The 15954-nt window shown below is 66.7% G+C and carries 13 protein-coding genes; 9 read left to right on the forward strand and 4 right to left on the reverse strand.

The features are described from left to right. Positions 1 to 155: 155 nt before the first annotated feature. Positions 156 to 1400 (reverse strand): cytochrome P450 family protein, encoded by a 1245-nt coding sequence (locus tag ON43_RS04650; RefSeq protein ID WP_051177894.1) that lies wholly within the window; start codon positions 1398 to 1400, stop codon positions 156 to 158. Between the two features lie 134 nt (positions 1401 to 1534). On the opposite strand from ON43_RS04650, the gene ON43_RS04655 reads away from it, so the two are divergent. Both ON43_RS04655 and ON43_RS04660 read left to right on the forward strand, forming a co-directional pair. Continuing rightward, entirely contained in the window at positions 1535 to 2203 is a 669-nt protein-coding gene (locus tag ON43_RS04655) for an NAD(P)-dependent oxidoreductase (protein WP_040803913.1), read from the forward strand. 51 nt (positions 2204 to 2254) lie between these two features. Beyond that, a complete protein-coding gene (locus ON43_RS04660; protein WP_040803915.1) occupies positions 2255 to 2710 on the forward strand; it encodes a GNAT family N-acetyltransferase in 456 nt (151 codons plus the stop codon). 76 nt (positions 2711 to 2786) lie between these two features. On the opposite strand, the gene ON43_RS04665 is transcribed toward ON43_RS04660, so the two are convergent. Next, on the reverse strand, positions 2787 to 3245 hold the full coding sequence (locus tag ON43_RS04665) for a flavodoxin domain-containing protein (protein WP_040803916.1): 459 nt from the start codon (positions 3243 to 3245) through the stop codon (positions 2787 to 2789). A 153-nt stretch (positions 3246 to 3398) separates the two neighbouring features. Here ON43_RS04665 and ON43_RS04670 point away from each other — a divergent pair, with 153 nt between their 5' ends. The 5 genes from ON43_RS04670 to ON43_RS04690 all read left to right on the forward strand — a co-directional run bounded on the left by ON43_RS04670 (position 3399) and on the right by ON43_RS04690 (position 7935). After that, on the forward strand, positions 3399 to 3833 hold the full coding sequence (locus ON43_RS04670) for a TIGR03667 family PPOX class F420-dependent oxidoreductase (protein WP_051177895.1): 435 nt from the start codon (positions 3399 to 3401) through the stop codon (positions 3831 to 3833). Positions 3834 to 3884: 51 nt separating this feature from the next. Further along, a complete protein-coding gene (locus tag ON43_RS04675; protein WP_040803917.1) occupies positions 3885 to 4694 on the forward strand; it encodes an SDR family NAD(P)-dependent oxidoreductase in 810 nt (269 codons plus the stop codon). A gap of 15 nt (positions 4695 to 4709) precedes the next feature. Further along, the gene (locus ON43_RS04680) at positions 4710 to 5711 is read left to right on the forward strand and encodes a GAF domain-containing protein (protein ID WP_040803919.1); all 1002 of its coding nucleotides are present in this window, start codon (positions 4710 to 4712) and stop codon (positions 5709 to 5711) included. A 296-nt stretch (positions 5712 to 6007) separates the two neighbouring features. Continuing rightward, entirely contained in the window at positions 6008 to 6853 is an 846-nt protein-coding gene (locus ON43_RS42135) for a ParB/RepB/Spo0J family partition protein (protein ID WP_051177897.1), read from the forward strand. 173 nt (positions 6854 to 7026) lie between these two features. After that, the gene (locus tag ON43_RS04690) at positions 7027 to 7935 is read left to right on the forward strand and encodes a helix-turn-helix domain-containing protein (RefSeq protein WP_051177898.1); all 909 of its coding nucleotides are present in this window, start codon (positions 7027 to 7029) and stop codon (positions 7933 to 7935) included. On the opposite strand, the gene ON43_RS04695 is transcribed toward ON43_RS04690, so the two are convergent. Beyond that, positions 7936 to 9744, reverse strand: a complete 1809-nt coding sequence (locus ON43_RS04695) for an AMP-binding protein (protein WP_040803921.1) — start codon at positions 9742 to 9744, stop codon at positions 7936 to 7938. A gap of 214 nt (positions 9745 to 9958) precedes the next feature. Between ON43_RS04695 and ON43_RS04700 the strand changes: the two genes are divergently transcribed. After that, complete coding sequence (locus tag ON43_RS04700) at positions 9959 to 11545, forward strand: HNH endonuclease signature motif containing protein (RefSeq protein WP_167333410.1); 1587 nt, start codon at positions 9959 to 9961, stop codon at positions 11543 to 11545. A 759-nt stretch (positions 11546 to 12304) separates the two neighbouring features. Here ON43_RS04700 and ON43_RS04705 read toward each other — a convergent pair. Beyond that, positions 12305 to 12568 (reverse strand): GlsB/YeaQ/YmgE family stress response membrane protein, encoded by a 264-nt coding sequence (locus ON43_RS04705; RefSeq protein WP_040804086.1) that lies wholly within the window; start codon positions 12566 to 12568, stop codon positions 12305 to 12307. Between the two features lie 205 nt (positions 12569 to 12773). Between ON43_RS04705 and ON43_RS42140 the strand changes: the two genes are divergently transcribed. Next, positions 12774 to 15938: a ferritin-like domain-containing protein gene (locus tag ON43_RS42140; protein WP_051177899.1), complete on the forward strand. Its 3165-nt coding sequence runs from the start codon at positions 12774 to 12776 to the stop codon at positions 15936 to 15938. The last annotated feature ends 16 nt before the right edge of the window (positions 15939 to 15954 follow it).

Raw genomic sequence — 15954 nt, forward strand, 5'->3', positions numbered from 1 at the left:
GTACGCCGGATCCGTTGCCGCGGTGTCGCCTTCGGCCCGCTAGTCACGAATTGTAGTGTTGCACAAATTGTCTGAATATTCGCGGTGAACTTTCCCAGCGATGGGCCGGAGACACGCCGGATCGATGTCTTCTATCGGTCGATAGACAGCGGTGCCTAGGTCGCTGGGAACGGGAAGCGCACCGGTGGGAAGACCACCGGCAGTTCGGTCAGCGCGCGGTGGAACGGCCCGGGACGCCACACGAGTTCTTCCGGCGGCACGGCGAGCCTGACCTCGGGCAGGAAGTCGAAGAGCTGGTCGATCACCTCCTGCGCGAGCAGCCGTCCGTAGGGGCGCGCGGCCGCGGGGCAGGCGTGGTCCCCGGAGCTGAACGCGAGATTCCAGCCGTTGTCGAGGCTGCCGCCGACCATGGCCGGGTCGGTGTTGCACGCGGCCATGCTGATGATCACCGGCTCGTGGGCGGGCAGCAGGACCTTCTCGATCAGGATCGGCTGCGGCGGATAGGTGATGCAGTAGTTGGCCATCGGCGGGTCGGTGGCCAATCGCTCGTCGATGGCCACGGCGGTCGGCAGGGGAGGCGCATCGACACTGCTGATGAACCGGTCGTCGGTCAGCATCAGTAGCAGTGTGTTGGCGATGAGGTTCAGCGGCGGCTCGACACCGGCGGCGAACAGCAGCACCAGTTGGTGGACCATCTCCTCGTCCGACAGCTCGGCGGGATCCTGGACCAGCCGGGTGGCGACGTCGTCGCCGGGATGGGCGCGTTTGAGCGCGGTGAGGTCGAACAGGGCCTCACCCATCTGCGCGTTCACCGTCGCGGTGTCGACTCCGTCGAACATGGCGGCGCTGGCGGCCGCGACGCGCTGACCGATATCGGGCGGGCATCCCAGAATCTCGCAGAAGACCGAGAACACCATGGGCAGCGCGTACTGGCCGAGGATGTCGGCGTGGCCCTCGGTGGCGAACCCGTTGACGATGTGGACCGCGGAGCGCTCGACGATCTCACGCACCCCGAACAGGTCGATGCCGGCCAGCGCGTCGGACAGCGCCTTGCGGTAGCGGGCGTGCGCCGCTCCGCTGGTCCGAATCGCATTGGGCCGGTACTCGACCATGGGCAGGATCGGCATGTCGGCGGGCACGCTCTGCTGCCACATCCGCGGATCGGCCGGAAAATGCAGGGGATCGTTGAGGATTCGCACCGCGACCGAATAGTCGATGACCAGCGTCGCGGGCACTCCCGGCCACATCTCGACCGGCACCAGCGCCCCGTACTCGCTGCGCATGCGCCGGTAGTGCCCGTGGGGATCGGCGGCGAATTCGGGACTGTAGATCGGGATTCGCGCAACCTGCGGCACGCTCACTCCAGCGCTGGCACCCTGATGCGCATGCTGCGGATCCACGTAGTCTCCCGAATCTGGGCTTGAAATTGGTTGCGGCAAAATATAACCCAGCCACCTGCGCCACGCCGAGGCGCAGGTAGGCGCCCCATCCGAACAACCGGTCACACTTTCGGGTTCGTTCCGGTCATAGCGGTATGAAGCTCATTGTGTTCGGGGCCAGCGGTGGGGTTGGCCGACAACTGGTTGCGCAGGCGGTGGATGCTGGGCACGACGTCACCGCGGTGGTTCGGGATCCCGACAAGATGGCGGGGCTCGGAGTACGGACGGTGATGGCCGACCTGCTCACCGCCGACCCGGCGGTGCTCACATCGGCGATAAGTGGTGCGGATGCGGTGCTTTCGGCCATCGGTCCGCTGAAGAATGCCGACGCCGGCGTGGCGGCGAAGGGCACCGCGGCGATCATCGACGCGATGCGGGAGGCCGATGTCCGGCGCCTGATCGTCGTCAGCGCGGCTCCGGTCCACACCACGCCGTCACCGCGCCGCCCACACCCGCCCAAGCGAGACCCGGCTGACCCGTTCTTCCTGAAATACGTGATCTATCCGATCGTCAAAGCCGTTCTGCGCCCGCGCTACGCCGACCTCGCACTGATGGAGGACGAGCTCCGCGACAGCGACTTGGCCTGGACGGCAATCCGACCCGTCCAACTCACCGACAAGCCCTTGACCGGCAATTACCGAATTGCCCTGGGCGAGAACCTCCCCGGCGGCCGCTACATCTCACGCGCCGACGTCGCCCACAGCATGCTCCACGCCCTCGAACGCCCGGACACGGTCGGCCAGTCCGTCGGCATAGCCAACTGACAACGACACCGAACCGGGCTGGACGCCCTGATAAGCGGCTATTCTGCACGCGTGTCCAAGATCGTCTTCCGTACCGCTGCCATCGATGATGCTCCCGCTGTTCTCGAATTCTGGAGCACAGCGGCCGAGGACTCGCATCGGCCGGCCGATTCGGCTGCCGCGATCGAGGCATTGATCCGCCGCGACCCCGAGGCGCTGATCCTCGCCCTGGACAAAGATGTCACCGCCACAACCGAACTAGTCGGTACGGTGATCGCGGGCTGGGACGGCTGGCGGTGCCACATCTACCGCCTCGCCGTCGCTCCCGACCGTCGCCGCAGCGGAATCGGGCGACTTCTCATCCAAGCCGCGGAGGAGCGTTTCGCCCATCTCGGCGGAACCCGCGCAGACGCAATGGTCCTCGACGGAAACGATCTCGGACAAAGCGCCTGGAAAGCCAACGGCTATGCCCCCCAACCCGAATGGTCGCGCTGGGTCAAACCGCTGACGGGCGCGCCCACGTCATAGAGATCGGTCCAACTTGGTTGGTGAGGACAGCCAGCGATGTTCGCATCGCTGAGTTGCGCTTGCCACTCTGCCGCGGTCACTCTCGCGCGGCGGCCAAGGTGGGGATCGGCAGCGTCTTGGCCCATTCGCGGGCCATGTCTTTCGCGCGGATCGGGGTTGAGGCGTCGTGGCGGGCGTGGGGGCCTACTTGGGTGGCACCGCGGGCGGTTAGTTTTTGGGCGGCTAGTTCGCCGCCGCGGTTGAAGGAGTCGCCGTAGACGGTGTCGCCGAGGCCGAAGAGGGCGAAGTGGAGGCCGGTCAGGTCGGGGGCGGTGGCGTCGAGCGAGGTGAAGAAGGGTTCGGCGCCGGTGGGGAGTTCGCCGTCGCCGTAGGTTGAGCAGACGATGATGTGGAAGTCGGCCGGATCGAGGTCGCCCGGGTCGAAGTCGAGCATGTCGTAGACCGATACGTCGTGGGCGGACAGCTCATCGGCCAGACAGTCGGCAACTCCCTCTGACGTTCCCATCTCGGACCCGAACAGAATGACGACGCGCATTGCTTCTCCTCTCTCGAGTAGGTGAGGCTACCCTAATTCGTGGAGAGCGGGAAGCTGGTCAGCGGTGGGATGGGGAAACGGAGGAATGGTGGGGGAGGAGGAGGCGTTGGTGTACTGCGAACCGGTGTGATCGACATCCCACAAGGAGATCGAATGTCTAGTTCTTCGCCTCTGATCGACTCGAGCACTGATTTCGGGGCCAAGGTTGCCAAACGGCTTGGGCAGGAGACGGTTATCTGGTTGACCACTGTGAGTCCCAGTGGCACACCGCAACCCAATCCGGTGTGGTTTCAGTGGGCGGATGGGGCGTTTCTGGTGTTCACGCAGCCGGGGACTCCCAAGTTGCGCAATATTGCTGCCGATCCGCGTGTTTCGTTGAACTTCAACAGTTCCGACAGCGGCGGCGATGTCGTTGTGTTCACGGGTACGGCGGTGGTCGATGAGGTTGGGGCCTCGGCGGCCGAGCTCGACGCGTTCGTCGAGAAGTACACCGAGGGGCTGGTCGATATCGGGATGACCAGGGAGCAGTTCTTCGCCGACTACGCGATTCCGCTGCGCATCGTGCCCGACCGGGTACGTGGCTTCTGAAGCCAGAAGTTCGGCTCGCGAGAAGGGAAGGGGCGTAGGCAGACTCGGGGGATGAGTTCTGGTTTTTATGCGAAGCGGGTTGTTGTGGTTACCGGCGCGGGGGCCGGGATCGGGAGGGAGATGGCCCTCTTGCTGGGCGAGGCGGGGGCCTCTGTGGTGGCGGTGGACATCGATGAGGTGACGCTCAACGGGACTGTGGGGATGGTTCGGGGCGCAGAGGCGCTGGGGATCGTGGCCGATGTGGCCGACGCGGATCGGATGAAAGAGGTTGCGGGGGAGGTGGTTGAGCGGTTCGGGGGTGTGGATGTGCTGATCAATAATGCGGGGAAGTTGTTCTACGGCGGGGTGGCGCAGTCCGAGCCGGAGGACTTCGAGGCCGTGATGCGGGCGAATTTCGGTGCGGCCGTGGCCAGTACGAAGGCCTTCCTGTCGTATGTGGTGAAGTCCGATCAGGGGCGGATCGCGAATCTTTCGTCGGCGTATGGGCTTATCGGGGTCGGCGGGGCCGCGCCGTATACGGCGGCGAAGTTCGCGGTGCGGGGGTTCAGCGAGTCGCTGCGGTCGGAGTTGCGGGGGCAGGCGAATGTCGCTGTCAGCTGTGTGTTTCCGGGTGGAGTGCGGACGGGGATCGCGCGGTCGGCGTTGGCGGCTGCAGGGGTGAATGCTGAGTTGGCGGCGGAGCGGTTCGAAAAGGTTGTGGCGCGGACGGATCCGGGGGCGGCCGCGCGGGTGATCCTGAACGGTGTTGCGCGGGGGAAGAGTCGTGTACTCATAGGACCTGACGCGATCCTGGCCGAGGTCGCCGCCCGGCTCGCGGGTGGGCAGTACGAGAGGCTGATTCGGCTGATGATCAGGGGATGACGAGGGGAATGCGGAATGGCCGGTACGCGGTGGCTGTTGATCGAGACGTTCGGCGGCGGCGAGCCCACGGTGATCGGACTCGGCAGTGCGCCAAGGAAATTCGTGCCGCTGAGCCAGATATTCAGGCAGCGTGAGACCTTGGCGACCATCAAGGGTGCGATCGCGGCGACGGAGGCCGCGCTGGAGCCGGTCGAGATCGTGAGCGGCGATGGTCGGCGCCGGACGCTGACGCATCCGCTGCTGATCACGCCGGAACGGATGCATGCGGTGCTGGTCTGGTCGGGACCGGTCGACGAGCAGGTTCCGCCGCGAGATCCAGTGGGGGCGTGGTATTTCAACCTCTCCACGTCGAAATCCACACGCTCGGACGATCTGCTCGACCTCTACGGCGTAGCACCGGAGAACCGGGCGCGCGAGCACGCCATCGCGGGTGTGTTCACACGAGTCATCACCAACTCCGACGAGTCCGACGCACTGGCCAAGATCGTCCGCTCGGCACCCGGCACCGAGCATCAGGCCGTGTGGACAGTCCGCCGCGACGACGGCGCACTGCGCGCAGCCCACTTCTCCTGCCGCCTGCTCGAAGAACACGATGCCGCAGGCCAATCCGAGGTCTTCTTCCGCGGCGTCACCCACGACATCGGTGACGCCACCGACGTCAGCGCCGCCCCACCACCGGTGATCCTCGAACATCGCGTACTCGACGCCGCCGCCGAGGAGGGCGAGTTCCGCGCCATCGTCGATCTGCGCACCCTGCGCCTGCTGCGCTGGATGGGCCCGGCCATGCCCGAGATCGCCTGGCAGTCCCTCGCGGGCGAGCCCGAGCCGCAGATCCACCCCGAGGATCTGGAGACAGCGAAGTCCATGAGCCGCAACCTCGCTCACCAGCGCACCGCCGGACACCTGCGGCTGCGCTCCCTCGACGGCGGCTGGAAACCGGTGCACGCCCGCGCCGTACTCATGGCCCTGGACCAGCACACCACGGCCGCACTGGTCACCATCCGCGAGCCCGACTAGCCAGCAAACAGACCATCGGCAATGTTTGTCGCATATCTAACACCGCGATAATCCGATAACACCGTCTGCTCCAGGTCACGCCAACCTCACCCGAGATGCGAGGCAGCGCAAGGAGTTTGCTCGATTGCCCGCCGAAACGCCCGCTCGCTAAACTCCCGCCCGTACGCACCCGCGCGAGCGGGAATCCTGCCGGTCATCCCCGTGATGCCGCCTGGCGCGTCGATGATGGGCCCTGAACCGGAAATGCGCTGGCATTGGCCGGAGTTCGGGCTGCTCGACGAGGGAGGGCGGCTGTCATGTTCGAACCGAGCGGTGCCGCGGTCGGACCGCGGCGAGGGCACGCGGGCGCGGTACGCCTGATGGGCATGCTACTGCGGCGAATCGCGGATCGCCTGCTGCGGCCCGGTGCGATACCGGCGCCCGCCCACACGCTCGTCGCCGAACTGGCCGAGGCCGAGCTGGTGCGAATTCCCCTGGACCGCTTGCGTATCGAGAACCTGGTCCGGATCTCGGGGGAGAACGCACGCCACATCGACGCCCTGGCCGAGGTCGCGGGAACGCTACCGCCGATCGTCGTGCACCGCCCGTCCATGACCGTCATCGATGGCGCGCACCGGGTCCGTGCCGCCCAGTCCGCGGGCGCGCAGTGGATCGACGCCGTGTACTTCGACGGCGATGACGCCGAGGTGCTGCTGCTGGCGGTCCGGCTCAACAGCGGCCACGGCCTGCCGTTGTCCGCTGCCGACCGCAGGGCCGCCGCCGAACAGGCCATGTCGTTCTTCCCGGAGTGGTCCAATCGGACGCTGGCCGAGGCTGTCGGCCTGTCCGAGCGGGCGATCGCGGGCGTCCGGAAGCGGCGGTCGGTGAATCCCCGGCGCATCCGGCTGGACCAGCCTCCCGCGCTGCAGGCACTGCGCACGGATCCGGCCCTCGCCGCCACAGCGGCGGCCCGCCAACTCCTACTCGCATTCGAGTCGCTGCCCTGGGACCCGGCGGTCTGGTCGGCGGTGTCCGAGGACCTCTCCCCGCATTCCGCCGCACTTATCGCCGAACTCGCCCGCCGCCAGGCCGATCACTGGGCCGCCCTCGCCGATTCGGCCCGCCGTCAGGCCGACTCCATAGCCGAGACGTCCGCGGCGTGATCCGTCTCGTCTACTCTGCGCCGATCTCACCGATGTCCGTATCCTGCGGCTTTGTGCCGCCGTGACACACTGGGGTACATAGTTTTGATCTTGATCTTGAGTTCGGAGTGGTTGGTTTGTCGGGGGTTCAGCGGATCGATATCCGCGCAGCGGAGGGGGAACGCTCGACGCACGTGTTCGAGCGCTGGGAGGCGGGGCTGAGCGAGGCCTATGTCCCGCTGGCGGTCTCACCCAGCGGCGAGGGAGAATTCAGCGGCTGGATCGCCCTGGGCAAGTACAAGGATTGCGAGCTGTCCACCCTGGGTGCGAGCCGCCAGCAGGTGCATCGGACCAAGAGCCTCATCTCCCGCACCGACATCGAACTGCTGCACACCACCATCCAGATGTCCGGCCGCGGCTGGCTGCACCAGGACGGCCGGGTCGCCGAGGTCGGCCCGGGCGAGATGGTCTTCTACGACAGCACCCGGCCGTATCACTGGGAATTCGAGGGCGATTGGGAGATGGCCTCGGTCCAGGTCACCTCGACTCGCCTGCGTGACCGCGCGGGCCTTACCGGGAGCGACATACCGACCGCGGTCACGGTGGCAACCGGCAGCCCGGCCGGATTGGTGGCCGGTTACCTGCGGGATCTGGCCGTGCTGCAGAACACCAAGCCCGAACAGGCTGCCTTGCTGGCCGCTTCGGCGGTCGACCTGCTCGCCTCGGCGATCACGCTGACCGCCGGTCGTGCGGTCACGGGAGAGGCCGCCGAAACCCTGACCCGCCGCCGCGTGATGGAGTTCATGCGCCGTCACTGCACCGACAGCGGGCTCTCGGTCGACGGCATCGCCGCCGGTTGCGGCGTCTCGCGCCGGACGCTGTACCGCCTGCTCGATCAATTCGAGGACGGACCCGCGACACTGCTGCGCCGCATGCGAGTCGAGCTCGCTTGCGGATTGCTCACCGCGCGAAAGGATCTGCCGGTGGTAGCGGTCGCTCACGCCAGCGGCTTTGCCACCGAGCGGCAGTTCTATCGCGCCTTTCGCATCGAGACGGGCATGACCCCGGCCGCCTACCGGACGACCGCGCGGCTGGTCGGATAGTCAGACGTGGTGGGACATCCGGGCGAGGGTGCCGTCCAGGTAGGCCGCGCGGCAGGCGCGCCGGGCGATCTTGCCGCTGGAGGTGCGGGGGATGGTTCCGGCCGGCACGAGCAGTAGATCGTGCACGAGGACGCCGTGGCGGCGGGAGAGCGCGCCACGGACCAGGGACGCGACCAGGTCCGGATCGAGTTTGCCGATGCCCGCGGCACGTTCGGCCACGATGACCAGACGGTCGGAGCCGTTCTGGGGATCCGGAGCCGAGAAGGCCGCGACATAGCCGGGCCGCAGGGCCGTACTGGCTTCCTGGGCGGTGCCTTCGAGGTCCTGCGGGTAGTGGTTGCGGCCGTCGATGATCACCAGGTCCTTGACGCGGCCGGTGACGTACAGCTGCCCGCCGAAATAAGCGCCGAAATCGCCGGTGCGCAGCCACTGTGCGTCGGTCGCGACGCCGTCGGCGTGACTGTCGCGGACCAGCCTGTGCACCAGCCTGTTTCGGAAGGTCTTCACGGTCTCGTGCGGTCGATTCCAGTAGCCGATGCCGAGATTGTCGCCGTGCAGCCAGATTTCGCCGACGGTGCCGTCGGGGCGTTCGCGGCCGGTGTCGGGATCGGCGATGACCGCCCACTGGGAGCGTGCCAGGTGGCCGCAACTGACCTGTGCCACAGCGTTTTCCCGCTCGGAGGCTACTCGCACCATGCGACCGGCATTGAGTCGATCGCGGTCCACGTGCACGACCTGCGGCGCGACCTCGGCCTGGGTGGCGGAGACGAAGACGGTGGCCTCGGCCATGCCGTAGCAGGGCTTGATGGCGTTGTCCGGCAGGCCGAACGGCGCGAACGCCTCGGTGAATTTGCGCATGGCGGGCACCGTCACTGGCTCGCTGCCGTTGATCAGGCCGATCACCTTCGACAGATCCGGTTGCGCACCGGCCGGGGGACGTCCACGGGCGGCCGCGTACTCGAAGGCGAAATTCGGTGCCGCGGAGAAGATTCCGCGGTCGCCGTCCGTTGCGGCTAGTTCCTTGATCCACCGGTAGGGGCGGCGGATGAAGGCGCTCGGCGACAGCAGGGTCAGGTAGCGGCCGCACATCATCGGGAGGATGGCGCAGAGCAATCCCATGTCGTGGAACAGCGGGAGCCAGCTCACGCCTCGGCAGTCGGCGTCGAGGCCCAGGGCGTCGCACAGTTGCAGCAGGTTGGTGGCGACGGCGCGGTGGGTGATTTCCACACCGGCGGGGGTGCGGGTCGAGCCGGACGTGTATTGCAGGTACGCAATGGAATCGGCGGTGCTTTCCGGTCGCCGCCAGCGCGTTTCCAGGGTGTCGGGGACCGCGTCGACGGCGATGATCCGGGGGCGAGTCACGCCCGGGCGACGGCCGTAGAAGTCGCGTACTCCGGCCGCTGCGGCGACTGTCGTCAGGATCACCGTGGGGGTGCTGTCGGCGAGGACCGCGTGCAGGCGATCGGTGTGGCCGGGCTCGTCGGGTGTGAACAGTGGTACCGCGATGGTGCCTGCCGCGATCGCCGCGAAAAACGAGACGACGTAATCCAATCCGTGCGGGCACAGCACCGCGACGCGGTCACCGGGAGCGCCGACCTGCTGGATACGCGCCGCTACCGCGTACACGCGCAGCTGGAATGCCGACCAGGTCAGCTCGCGGTATTCGCCGTCGACTGCTCGCGAATAGTCGGCGTACCGGTACACGACGTCGTCCCCGTGCGCCGCGACCCGCTGGTCGATGAGGTCCATGAGCGTGGTGCTCGGTGGAATCTCGATGTCGGATTGAGCGGCGAACGGGGTTTCGACCATATTCCTGCTCCTACTGAGGGATGAATTCGGGTGCGCAGTAAAAGCTTTCACGGACAAAACGCGGTGGGCAAAGTGTGCTGTAATGCATCGAATTGGTGTGTGATTCGGATTATGGGGATTCGGGGGCGAATGTCCCTGGATAGCTGGGAATTTACAGGGTGTGTTGCTTCGATCATGGTGTCGTGTCGCGGGATTCGAAACTATGATCGATGGTATGGGTGAATTCGCTGATGACTGGGCCAACACCTTCGAGGTGGTGGAACAGCTTCGCGTTGTGCACTCACGGATAGCTGCGCTGCAGGCCGAAGAAACGGCGTTGATGACACGGCTGTACGAGGCCCGGCGTGCGCAGCAGCTCGAGGTGGGGGTCGGGCAGCTGTACGCGGGGGAGAGCGCGGCCACCGAAATCGGTGTCGCGTTGAAGATGTCGCAGCGTTCCGCGGATAACCTGATCAATATCGGGCTGGACCTTGAGCACCGCTACCCGACCACGGCGCGAGCCTTCGCTGCCGGGCGTATCGACCTGGCGCAGGTGCGCGCGATCCGCGAAACGCTGACCAACGTGCCCGAGGATCTGCTCACGGAGTTGGAGCCGAAGATTGCCGCGTATGCGGAAAACGCGGACCCGCAGCGGGTTCGGCGTACCGCGCGCCGCTGGATCACCGAGGCCGACCCCGAAGGTCAAGCGAAGCGTCGCAAGGACGCCGAGGCCGGACGCTATGTGAGCGTCAATGCGGCCGACAACGGCACCACCGTCGTGGACGCGGTCCTGCCTGCTGTCGGTGGGCGCACCCTGTTCGAGAAGTTGCGGGAGATGGCCTGCACTCAGGTGTGCAGCGAGGATCCGCGTACCCAGAACCAGCGCCGCGCAGACGCTTTGGTGGCCCTCGCCGATGGCACCGGCCGTCTCACCTGTCAGTGTGGTCGCGAGGACTGCCCGCGTGCCCCCTTCGATGCGGTTGCTCCGGTGGCGCGTAAGGCGTTGGTGCAGGTGGGTGTGTCAGCGGAAACGCTTGCGGGGCTGCAGGACAACCCGGCGCTGCTGGCTGGTTTCGGTGCGATCGACGCCGATCTCGCGCGTCAGATCGCGCGCTACGCCCGCTTCCAAATCATCACCGACAGCGACACCGCAGCTCCCAGCACTGCCGCTCTGGCCGCCGACGCTTCCGATACCGTCGTCTCCGGCGCTGCCGCGTCTGGCGCTGCTGCTCTCGACGCCGCCGCTTCCGGCGCTGCCGCTTCCGGCGCTGCCGCATCCGGCGCTGCCGTTCTCGTCGCGGCGGAGAAGGGCAGTGGGGTCAAGGAATTGACCTACCGGCCCACCGCCCGGGTTGCCGCCCGGGTGCGTGCTCTCGATGGCATCTGCCGCGCCCCGGGCTGCCAGGTGCCCGCCGCCGACACCGACCTCGACCACCAAGACCGCTTCGACCACGACAATCCCGACAACGGTGGTCGCACCAGCGAACATAATCTGGGTGCGCGGTGTCGACGCCATCACCGGCTCAAGACCCTCGCCGACAATCACCGCAACGGTTGGAAGGTCGATCATCTCCCGGATCGGGAGGTGCAATGGACCACGCCCACCGGCGATTCGATCACCACCACCCCCGAAGGCACACCATTCCTGTTCCCGACAGAACCCGTGCCACCGGTCACCGCCGCCGGTGTCCCCGATGCGGAAACCATTTCCCCGTTCATCGATGCGGGGCCGGTGATCGACGGCCTGATGGAGATGATGCACGTGTACTGCACGCCTTCTCAGCGCAAGGCGTACTGGCGGACCCGTGGCCGCAACATGTGATTCAGCGGCGTGAGGCCAGGTAACCCGGGGGAAGACTCCTCGCGCGGATCACTGCCGATCGGATTGCTCGCTCTGACATGCGCCAGGCAGTGTGGTTGCGTCGCCTGCCCTACCGGACTTTCGCTGACGCCGGGTTGGGAGCCGTCACCCGGCGATCCCGGCCCACGGACTGCACGGATCACCTTCCAGGACAAACCCAAAGGGACAAAACCAAAGGGACGAAGACCCGAAACCCCTCCCCGTCATCCCCTCGCCCGGCTCCCCGTTCGCCGAGCGGCACATCCTGGAGGGTGTTTGTCCGGTTCCTCCCTAATCCCGCCTCCAAAATGTGCCGCTCGATGACAGCAACCGGGCGAATCGGACACGCGGCGGGCGTTTTTGAGTGTTGTTCCCCGGGCCGCTGCGCGCCCGAGCCTCGAGGAGGCTGGGGCCCCCGCCGAGGTGCCCAACCCGGCCAGCCTCTCTCCCTCCTCCTGGCATCTTTTGTCTTTTCTTCTCTTTCCACGACACGTCGACGCGAAATTCGCAGGTGGGTGTGGTGGTTGTGCGATCGTACGGGTGTCGGGTATGTTCTACGTATCTACTTAGTAGGTACGTAGAAACCGAACTCCGGCCGCGGACCACCTGCGGCTGAGGACGCCGTGGGACCGGCGTCGTGTTGGCGGGAATTGTGCGGACCCTCATCGCGTGCAAGACCGCCGACACACCTAGGGCGGAGTCGCTGGTCAGCGGCTCCGCCCTTGTGGTGCGTGGGGTGGGTCAGACTCGGGCTCTGATCCACTTGTAGATGACGAGGATGATGATCGCTCCGATGATGGCGCCGATGAAGGCGTGCTTCACCGGTGGTTGGAGTTCGAAGTGGTGGGGGGAGAAGACGAGGCTGCCGAGGGTGCCGCCGACATAGCCGCCGACGATGCCGAGGACGATGGTCCAGATGATGCCGAAGTCCTCCTTGCCGGGGACCAGGAGGCGGGCGATCGCGCCCGCTATGAGGCCGATGATGATCATCGTGATGATGCCCATGGCATGCTCCTTGCCTTGAGGTACCGCATTGTTGAAGGTAACAGGGCTGCCCGCACCGATGAGCGTGTCGCAATACATCAGCGTGGTCGGGCGGTCCGGCTACTCGGTCTCGGGATTAACGGTTTCTCGGGCAGCGAAACACTCGTCGACGCACTGATTTCGGGGCGATGATGGACTCCGGACGACTTCGTTACGGCGGTGACCCATGGAAACCCCACCTCCCCTCAGCGGTCAGGGCGCTCTGGCCCGAACAATCGCGGCGCGCGGCGGGCTGGCGGCCCCGGAGGCGCCGTTCGTGATCGAGCACCGTGAGGCGCTCATCTACATGCTCTGTCAGGCCGCCGAGCTCGAGCACGGCATCATGTGCCAGTACCTGTTCGCGGCGTTCTCGCTCAAGACCTCCGCGGACGAGGGACTCAGCGCGGACGAGCTGGAGAAGGTCACGCGCTGGCGGAAGCTGGTGTCGCACGTGGCTACTCAGGAGATGCTGCATCTGTCGCTGGTGCACAATCTGCTGTCCGCCATCGGGGCCGCACCGCACATGTCGCGGCCGAATCTGCCGTTGCCGGCGGCGCACTATCCGGCGGGGGTGCAGTTGGCGTTGCTGCCGTTCGGGGAACAGGCCTTGCGGCACTTCATGTTTCTGGAGCGGCCGGAGGGGATGGACCTCGCCGACGCCGAGGGGATCGTGAATGTCGGGCGGGCGGCGGCGCATATGGAGCAGGGCGAGATCGTGCCTCGGCTGCAGGATTTCGCGACGGTCGGGCATCTGTACCGGTCCATCGAGAACGGGATTCAGCATCTGGCCGACAAATACGGCGAGCGGTGGTTGTTCGTCGGGCCGCGGCGGGCGCAGGCTACCGAAAAGTATTTCCGGTGGCCGGAATTGGTGGCGGTGACGGATGTGGCGTCGGCCAGGCTGGCCATCGACACCATTCTGGAGCAGGGGGAGGGGGCTCGGGGGGATTGGCGGGACGCTCATTTCGGGCAGTTCGTCAAGATTCTCGACGAGTACGAGCAGGCTCTCGCGGCGAATCCCGAGTTCGATCCGGTGCGACCCGTGCTGGCGGCGAATGTTCGTGCGCCCGAACGGGATATCCCGGTGCCGTTGATCAGTGATCCCGATACCGCGCGGGTCACCGACCTTTTCAACGTTGGCTACGAGATCCTGCTGCAGATCTTCGAGCGGTTCTTCGCGCATACCGAGGAAACCGACGCGCAGTTGCAGACGCTGGCCGATGCGACGGTCTCGCTCATGTTCGGGATCATCAGGCCGTTGGGGGAGTTGATCACTACCCTGCCTGCCGGGCCGGACCATCCCGGACGGACAGTGGGGCCGAGCTTCGAATTGTTCTACGAGACCGACTATTTGATGCCGCATCGCGAAGCGGCGTGGACGCTGCTTGCCGAGCGGCTCGGCGAAGCGGTGGTGCTGGCCGACGATATTCGGGCCGATCTCCCGGCATCGGTGGCGGAGCGGCTGGGGCCGGTTGGCAAGGCGTTCGCGGATATTCAGGCGACGCTGGCCGCGCACTTTCCCAGCTGGAACGCGCACGCCCGGGCCGAGATCTTGGGGATCGATCCGGCGGTACAGGCCGCGGCGCGGCAGCGGGCCGACGAGTTCGCGAGCCGGGTGAGCGGGATCGCGGGTGGTGGGGAGCTGGCCGAGTTGTTCGACGCGGCGTACGCGGTGACGCGGCAGCCCGCACCGGCGAGTGTGCTGCCCCGGTTGGCCGACAGCGTCTTACGGCCGTTGTCGGAAGCCCTGGTGCGGCGGGGGCTCGGGGCCGCGGGGGCGGTGGCGGGGCCCAACGGCTCGGCACCACCCGAGGCGGCGGCCGAACCGGAGAAGGCCTTTGATCCCCGGCCCGATTGGAGCCTTCCCGATCAGCTCTGGGCGCTGGCGGTCGCGGCCACTCAATTACGCGGGAACGCCGGATCGCCCGAACTCACCGAAGCCACCGCCGCGTTGCAGGATCTTGCGTGCGCGGTCAGGCCGCCGGGCGAACGTGCCCGGCTGCGTGCGGAATTCGTGCATTTGCAGGCGGATCTGCCGCGATCTATTCGCGCGGCCAAGAACGGTCCGTACCTGGTTACGAACGCCGCCCTGATCGACCATCTCGGCCTGCCGCTCGAGATCGGTCCGACGGCCGCTCTTTGCCGGTGCGGTGCGTCGGCGCTCAAGCCGCTGTGCGATGGCAGTCATACGCGGATCGGATTCAATGAGGCGAAGGATCCGGAGCGGGTGGCCGACCAGCGCGATAGCTATCCGGGCGAGCAGATCACCGTGTTCGACAATCGTGGCATCTGCCAGCATTCCGGGCTGTGCACCGACCGGCTCGCGACGGTATTCCGCGCCGGGACAGAGCCTTTCGTCGCACCCAACGGCGGACGCATGGACGAGATCGTGCGGGCCGTGCGAGCCTGCCCGTCGGGAGCGCTCGGCATGGCCTTCGACGGGATCGAGGCTCGGGAGCTGACCGATTGGAGTGGCACGCGCGAACCCGTGATCGAGGTGACCAAGGATGGGCCGTACCGGGTTCGGGGCGGGATTCCGCTGGCCGGAGCCGACGGGAGCGAGGTCGAGCGGGCGCAAGGGGCGTCGGCCGAGCACTATGCGCTGTGTCGTTGCGGGCAGTCTCGGAACAAGCCGTTCTGCAGCGGAATGCATTGGTATGTCGGGTTCCAGCATCCGGAGCTCGCGCCGGGGCAGGAGCCGACGCTGTTCGAGTGGGCGGGTGGCTATCCGGCGTTGAATCGGATGACGGCGCTGCTCTACGAGAAGTTGATTCCCGACGATCCTATGCTGGCGGCGGTGTTCGGCGATGCCGATGCGGATCGGGCGCGACGGGAGGCCGAGTGGATGGCGGTGGCGTTCGGGGCACCCCGGGAAACCGAGCCATCGGTGGCGCGGCCGATTCTCACCGAGGAGCAGCGCGAGCGCTGGGTGCAGTTGTGTTTACGGGCAGCTACGGAGAGCGGGCTGCCGATAGATCGTGAATTCCGTTCCGCGCTGGCGGCTTTCGCGGAATGGGCATCGGTCGCCGATGGTGCGCCACCGGACTGGGATTGGGGTCCGCTCGGGCCGCCGACGTACGAGTCGAAGCAGGCTGACGAGTCTGCCGAGCCGGTGCTGCCGGGACTCGACGAGTCGGTGGGCTTCGCCGCGCACATCAAACCCCTGTTCCGGGAAAAGGATCAGCGGTCGATGAGCTTCGTCTTCGATCTGTGGTCCCTCGACGATGTCACCAAGCATGCCGCCGAGATCCTCGACCGGCTGAATGCCGGGACCATGCCGTGCGACGGTGCCTGGTCGGCCGAGAAGGTCGAGGTGTTCCGGCGCTGGGCGGAGTCCGGCATGCGGCCCTGAGCGGTTCCGTCGGGGC

The organism is Nocardia concava NBRC 100430 (assembly GCF_000308815.1).
Classification (GTDB): Bacteria; Actinomycetota; Actinomycetes; order Mycobacteriales; family Mycobacteriaceae; genus Nocardia; species Nocardia concava.

Bases quoted from the DNA above. Each gene is read 5' to 3' on its own strand.
- ON43_RS04655 (WP_040803913.1), top strand. From the start codon at position 1,535: ATGAAGCTCATTGTGTTCGGGGCCAGCGGTGGGGTTGGCCGACAACTG.
- ON43_RS04665 (WP_040803916.1), bottom strand. From the start codon at position 3,245: ATGCGCGTCGTCATTCTGTTCGGGTCCGAGATGGGAACGTCAGAGGGA.
- ON43_RS04670 (WP_051177895.1), top strand. From the start codon at position 3,399: ATGTCTAGTTCTTCGCCTCTGATCGACTCGAGCACTGATTTCGGGGCC.
- ON43_RS04675 (WP_040803917.1), top strand. From the start codon at position 3,885: ATGAGTTCTGGTTTTTATGCGAAGCGGGTTGTTGTGGTTACCGGCGCG.
- ON43_RS04680 (WP_040803919.1), top strand. From the start codon at position 4,710: ATGGCCGGTACGCGGTGGCTGTTGATCGAGACGTTCGGCGGCGGCGAG.
- ON43_RS42135 (WP_051177897.1), top strand. From the start codon at position 6,008: ATGTTCGAACCGAGCGGTGCCGCGGTCGGACCGCGGCGAGGGCACGCG.
- ON43_RS04695 (WP_040803921.1), bottom strand. From the start codon at position 9,744: ATGGTCGAAACCCCGTTCGCCGCTCAATCCGACATCGAGATTCCACCG.
- ON43_RS04700 (WP_167333410.1), top strand. From the start codon at position 9,959: ATGGGTGAATTCGCTGATGACTGGGCCAACACCTTCGAGGTGGTGGAA.
- ON43_RS04705 (WP_040804086.1), bottom strand. From the start codon at position 12,568: ATGGGCATCATCACGATGATCATCATCGGCCTCATAGCGGGCGCGATC.
- ON43_RS42140 (WP_051177899.1), top strand. From the start codon at position 12,774: ATGGAAACCCCACCTCCCCTCAGCGGTCAGGGCGCTCTGGCCCGAACA.